This is a genomic window from Gammaproteobacteria bacterium, from assembly GCA_003696665.1.
Lineage (GTDB): Bacteria > Pseudomonadota > Gammaproteobacteria > Enterobacterales.
In genome coordinates this window covers 1-1824 of the sequence record RFGJ01000446.1, presented here as the reverse complement: position 1 = coordinate 1824, position 1824 = coordinate 1, and the positions used below count along the sequence as shown (strand labels likewise).

Here is a 1824-nt window from a genome sequence, read left to right as displayed (position 1 = left end):
TTTCACGAAACCGGCGTGGTTGCTCAACAGAAACACGATGAGGTACGAGGAACAACCCACCCTGTGCCGCCCCGGTGACGAAGGTATATACGGTTGCGTCTGAAGGGTTCAGAAAAACTGCTCGCGTCAATAATTCTTCCCGTTCAATAGGATTAAGGCGAGGAATAACTCTTGTTGGAGCGCGAATGACGATGCGATGACTCAATGGCAATCCTGCAACATTGACGTCAAAAAAAGTAGCCCCGCCGGGTAATGCATTCTCCACCGGAATACTTTCTCCTCCAATATCCACAGTGTCAACCACTCCACCAGCGACGGCAGCGCCGCGCATTGCACATGGCGCGGGCGTGCAAAGGTGCACATCCGGAAACAATTCCGGCACTACATCGCCAAACAGAACTAAAGTAGGATACCCCCCTGCAAACTGGGGTTTATCAAGAGCCATATTGTATACAATGGCCGTATAGGCTTGCCCCCGGTCTATCAAGTCCATCAAATAGTACACTGTGTCATTCCCCCCCCCGGCTCACCTCCCCGCCAGGGGGATAATATGGGGTAAAAAACACCGCATGGTGCTTGCGCAATTGCCGCCCACCCTCAAGCACGGCGACCTGGGACAAAACATCCACCAGAGCAAAAGACAACACTACCGTGGATATTGCAATCATCCCTGCGAGGGTTAACATCACAGGCCAGTGGCGGAGGGCTAAACCAAAGCCTCCTTTCACTTCATCCAGCAAGGTTCACCTCATATTGACTCCGGATAACAATAAACAACATAATAAGCCACATCAAGGCAGTTACGATAACAGTTGCGCTCATAGCAATCACCAAAGTAAAGATGTCCTGTGACGACAAGTTGATTTGGCCTATTGTGGAAACCAACACACTGGCAAACAGCCCTCCCACACCACTGCCAATCACCAGGGCAGGCATTCCTCTCGCTAAATTTTCCCATGTCAAACTTAGCGGGAGGGCACCATGCCGGGCACGAATGCCAAACTCGCTGGCGCGGCCGCGCACATAGAGAAACCAATACAGCATAACACATCCATAACCTGCAACCAAAAAGAACACCGTTATAACTATCAAAGGTGTTTGCAGTAAAAACAAGAAAAACGGCATTTTCTCACTCGCTTGGGGCACCAATCCCATCCGGCGTACCAATTCAAGGACATGCCGCACTTGTGTTGGGTCTGTCGTGTTGAATGTATATTGTCCCTCCGGCAGCAAACCATGGTTACTGCATCTTGCATACTGAAGGTTGTCAGCGCGGCGAGGCGCTGCAATGACACCTTTGATCACTGCTCCCGGCGGCAAAAATGGGTTCGGAGCAGAAATAAGCCATAAATGCTCCGAATACGTTCCCCGAAAAAGATAGACTGTGACAGATTGGCTGTCGCTAGATGGGCATCCTGGAAACCACGGAACTAAGTGGAGCGGATCGTATACCAACATCTCCGGTCGGTCATTGCCGAAAGAGGCCACAACCAAGGCGAGAGAGTGTTCGCGAAAGTAGGTTTTCAATTCATCTTGCACTGTCTCTGCCGCCGCAGCTGATACTGGCTGAGGGCCTTCGATCACTCGCAGTGCTGTGACCTCTCCCGGCAAATCAAATGTAATCTCTTTCCATTCGTCCAACGCCCACTGGAAAGCCCACCCCACAAACACGGTGAGAATTCCCAGAAAGAAACTTGTCAACGCAAGACGACTACTCATCACCACTTGTAGAGTCTCATAAAATCGTACCGCTGGAACATTAACAAGTCTCAAAAAGTCGTACCGCGGGAAGTGGGGGCATCGAGTATCCTCGAGAAAAACAAT

3 protein-coding genes are annotated in these 1824 nt (G+C 50.7%); all 3 read right to left on the bottom strand.

Going from position 1 to position 1824, the window contains the following annotated elements; genetic code table 11:
• A partial coding sequence (locus D6694_11120; GenBank protein RMH39538.1) for a hypothetical protein occupies window positions 1–493 on the bottom strand: 493 nt, incomplete at its 3' end.
• 16 nt (window positions 494–509) lie between these two features.
• Window positions 510–740: a hypothetical protein gene (locus tag D6694_11115; GenBank protein ID RMH39537.1), complete on the bottom strand. Its 231-nt coding sequence runs from the start codon at window positions 738–740 to the stop codon at window positions 510–512.
• Entirely contained in the window at window positions 730–1719 is a 990-nt protein-coding gene (locus D6694_11110) for an ABC transporter permease (GenBank protein RMH39536.1), read from the bottom strand. The genes D6694_11115 and D6694_11110 overlap by 11 nt, the downstream gene beginning before the upstream one ends.
• Window positions 1720–1824: the final 105 nt, after the last annotated feature.